The 3,434-nt window shown below is 64.2% G+C and carries 4 protein-coding genes; 2 read left to right on the top strand and 2 right to left on the bottom strand.

The annotated features are described in order from the left end of the window. Nucleotides 1-242: 242 nt before the first annotated feature. Together DBR23_RS29385 and DBR23_RS18360 are read right to left on the bottom strand one after the other, a co-directional pair. Nucleotides 243-530, bottom strand: a complete 288-nt coding sequence (locus DBR23_RS29385; protein ID WP_143434382.1) for a hypothetical protein — start codon at nucleotides 528-530, stop codon at nucleotides 243-245. After that, the gene (locus DBR23_RS18360) at nucleotides 527-1,456 is read right to left on the bottom strand and encodes a LysR family transcriptional regulator (protein WP_067513515.1); all 930 of its coding nucleotides are present in this window, start codon (nucleotides 1,454-1,456) and stop codon (nucleotides 527-529) included. Before DBR23_RS18360 ends, DBR23_RS29385 begins: the two co-directional genes overlap by 4 nt. Nucleotides 1,457-1,573: 117 nt before the next feature. Here DBR23_RS18360 and DBR23_RS18355 point away from each other — a divergent pair, with 117 nt between their 5' ends. Both DBR23_RS18355 and DBR23_RS18350 read left to right on the top strand, forming a co-directional pair. Continuing rightward, nucleotides 1,574-2,680, top strand: a complete 1,107-nt coding sequence (locus DBR23_RS18355) for a YeiH family protein (protein ID WP_067513517.1) — start codon at nucleotides 1,574-1,576, stop codon at nucleotides 2,678-2,680. Nucleotides 2,681-2,841: 161 nt separating this feature from the next. Beyond that, nucleotides 2,842-3,273, top strand: a complete 432-nt coding sequence (locus tag DBR23_RS18350) for a nuclear transport factor 2 family protein (protein ID WP_008904227.1) — start codon at nucleotides 2,842-2,844, stop codon at nucleotides 3,271-3,273. Nucleotides 3,274-3,434: the final 161 nt, after the last annotated feature.

The raw sequence follows: 3,434 nt of genomic DNA, 5'->3' as shown, positions 1-3,434 counted from the left end.
GGGCGCCAACGCAAGCGGTCGCTTACCGGTCAGGATCTCAAGCGACCGATCGATTACCTGTACCGGTCGTTCGGCACTGTAGCGAAGTGCAAAGTTCTGGAATGGCCCTTTGCGTCACGGACGAAACGGTGTTCTGGACCATGGGCAGGCCTTCTTCAAGCGCCAGCAGGGAGGGCGAATCACTTCTTTTGGTCCTTCAGTGTCCGTAGCGCAATACCCGCCACCCGGGTTCCCAGTGCTCCTCAAAGTGCGTGATAGACGGGCAATAGTTCACTTTGACCTGATGCTGTTGCAACATTCTGATCATTGCTCTCGCCGCAAATAAAGAAGGAGACAAGGGGTGGCCGTTGGATCGCAATGCCCAAGACATCGCGCGCGGTATGTGGATATGCGGCAGTCTTGACCTCGCCATCCGCATCCGGCATTTGTGCAGGTGAGCCTGCCGTGAATCTCGTTGAAGGTGCGTGGATAAGCTTTGAGCGCCGACTGGCGAGCTGCTCAGGCCTGACCTCGATGGAGTCACATTTCATGGCGCCGTGTTCTCGGCGCCAGATACCTGGTCGACAAATGCCAGCAGCGAAGCGGTGGGCTGTTTGTCGCGATGCACGACCAGGTGAGATTGTCGGAGCTGCCGCGGCAAGGTCGTGGCGATGCGGCACAGGCGGCCGGCCTCCAAAGCGTCGCTCACGACCCACGACGAAAGGCAGGCCACGCCCATACCCGCCTCGGCCGCATGTTTGATCGCCTCCGAACTTCCCAGCTCGATGCTTCGACGGTAGGAGCGCAAGTGGGGCAGCAGACTTTGGTCGGTGGCCTCGCGCGTTCCCGAGCCCAACTCACGCACCAGCCAGACCCCTTCACGCAGTGTCCGCATTGGCACCCGCTCGCCGGCCAGGCTCATTCGTGCCCACGCGCTGTCGGGCGATGTAACGACCACCATCTCGTCCTGGTGCCATGGCGTGACGGCCAGCGCCGCTTGGTGGCAAGGCCCTTCGATCAGGCCCACGTCCAGTTCAAACGCAGCGACCGCGTCACAGATGGCCGCCGTGTTTCCGATCACGACCTTTGAGCGCCAGGCACTGGCATGGCCCGGTTGCGCTGCGACAAAACGGGCCAGCAGCCTGGGCAGCACATAGTTGCCGATGGTGGTGCTGGCGCCGATGCGCAGCGACTGCGCCTGGGCGCTGCCATCGCGGGACATCAACTCGATGCCGGCGGCACCGTCCAGCAGCGCCAGGGCCCGCGGCAGTAACGCACGGCCGTTGTCGTTGAGCAGCAGGCGCTTGCCCGCGCGGTCGAACAGGCGCAGCGACAGCAGCCGCTCAAGTTCATTCACGGCCGAGCTGGTGGCCGACTGCGACAGCGCGATCTCGGCGCTGGCTGCCGTGGTAGTGCCGCTGCGCGCAACCGCCACGAAGATCTGCAGCTGTCGCAGCGTGAGGCGAAGGGTATTCATGGCGGATTTGTTTGCAAAGCGATCAGATGGGTACATCTTAGCGATACAACCCGTTTGACGGGTCATCTATGAAGCCGGAAGCTTCGTCCTCATGAACTTCAACCGGAGGCAAGCAGCATGACCATCAACGTACTTCCTGAGCCACGCACATCGGCCTCTGCATCGGCTTTCGCACGCATGCTCCCCGGCCTGGCCCTGAGCGGCGCCTTGGCTGCCACCGGTATCGCGCTGGGCCGCATCGCCTGGCTGCAGGACCATGGCTTCAGTGCGCTGACGCTGGCCATCGTGCTGGGCATGATCGTGGGCAACACGGTTTACCCGTGGGCCCCGCGCTGGGCGGTAGCCAGCGGCGCCGGCGTCAACTTCTCCAAGCAGAACCTGCTTCGCCTGGGCGTGGTGCTGTACGGCCTGCGGCTCACCGTGCAGGACATTGACCATGTTGGCATAGCTGGTGTCGCCATCGACGCGATGATATTGGGCTCGACCTTCGCACTGGCCTGCCTCATCGGCACGCGCTGGCTGGGCCTGGAGCGCAAGACGGCGATGCTGATCGGCGCTGGCAGTGCCATCTGCGGCGCTGCTGCGGTGATGGCCGCCGAGCCGGTGGTCAAGGCGCGCGCCGAGCAGGTCACGGTGGCGGTGGCCACGGTGGTGGTGTTCGGCACGCTGGCGATCTTCCTGTACCCGGCGCTGTTCGAGCTGAACCGGCACTGGGCGCTGATCCCCGGCGGCGCCAACGGGTTCGGCATCTACGTCGGATCGACCATCCACGAGGTGGCCCAGGTGGTGGCCGCAGCACGTTCGGTGGGCCCGGACGCAGCCAACTCGGCCGTCATCGCGAAGATGGTTCGAGTAATGATGCTGGCGCCGTTCCTGGTGATGCTGTCGGCTTGGCTGGCGCGCGACAGCACCCTGCAAGCCCTGGTGGAGGCAGAGCATGCTCACGCCAAGGGTCAACTCGCTGTGCCCTGGTTCGCCTTCGGCTTCGTCGCGGTTGTGTTGCTCAATTCGCTGCAATGGCTGCCGGCGTCGGTGGTGGCAGTGACGATCGAGATTGACACCGCGCTGCTGGCGATGGCGATGGCTGCGCTCGGCCTGGCCACGCACATCGGCGCCATTCGCAAGGCCGGGGCCAAGCCGCTGCTGCTGGCGTTGATCTTGTTCGGCTGGCTCATCGTCGGAGGCGCGCTCATCAACCGCTGGGTGCCGGCCCTGCTGGGCTGAAGCCTCGAATTCACGGCCCAGGGCCCTGACCCTAAATTTCTTTGCACGCTCTGGAATAGACCGCATGCCGACGCCGTCTGCTCTTTTGTCGGGACCTATCGGACCCTTCGTCCAGCACTCACCCCCCTTCACTTCACACCAACCCTTCATCGGAGCCCACAATGTTCAAGACTTTCGCTTTCGCCGCCACCGCCCTGACGCTCGCCTCCGGCAGCGCCTTCGCCGCCCCCAGCGACGACGCCCGCACGCACTTCCAGGCCATCGCCTCGGGCGACACCCAGATCGTCATGCGTGCCTATGCCGACCAGGCCCAGCTGAACTGGGTAGGCGGCCCACTCGACGGCACCTATGCCACCACCGATGCCATTCGCGGCACCTGGGAGAAGTTCGGCAAGGCCGTCGGCCCACTGAAGCTCACAGTCGGCCAGATTGAAGAATCGGCCAACCCCAAGGGCGCCACCGTCTCGGCCAACGTCGTCTTCGAAGGCAAGATGCCCATCAAGGTGCGCTACGTGCTGACGTTCCGTGAAGGCAAGATCGTCAGTGAAACCTGGCAGATCGACCCCAAGCTGGCGGTGGCTGCGGCTTACTGAACGGCACGCAGCGTGGCTACTCTCCACCAGACCCTAAAGGACAACCCCATGAAGCACCTTTCGACTCTGGCCGCGCTGCTGATCACAGCGGCTTCCTTCGCGGCACCACTCACCGGCGCTATGGCTGCCGACGCGCCGGCCAAGCTCGCCAACGGCGCGCT

The sequence above is a fragment of the Acidovorax sp. HMWF018 genome, assembly GCF_003061035.1.
Lineage (GTDB): Bacteria > Pseudomonadota > Gammaproteobacteria > Burkholderiales > Burkholderiaceae_C > Acidovorax > Acidovorax delafieldii.
The sequence above is the reverse complement of the archived record's forward strand: the minus strand, read 5'-3'. Positions and strand labels throughout refer to the sequence as shown.

Bases quoted from the DNA above. Each gene is read 5' to 3' on its own strand.
- DBR23_RS18355 (WP_067513517.1), top strand. From the start codon at position 1,574: ATGACCATCAACGTACTTCCTGAGCCACGCACATCGGCCTCTGCATCG.
- DBR23_RS18350 (WP_008904227.1), top strand. From the start codon at position 2,842: ATGTTCAAGACTTTCGCTTTCGCCGCCACCGCCCTGACGCTCGCCTCC.
- DBR23_RS29385 (WP_143434382.1), bottom strand. From the start codon at position 530: ATGAAATGTGACTCCATCGAGGTCAGGCCTGAGCAGCTCGCCAGTCGG.
- DBR23_RS18360 (WP_067513515.1), bottom strand. From the start codon at position 1,456: ATGAATACCCTTCGCCTCACGCTGCGACAGCTGCAGATCTTCGTGGCG.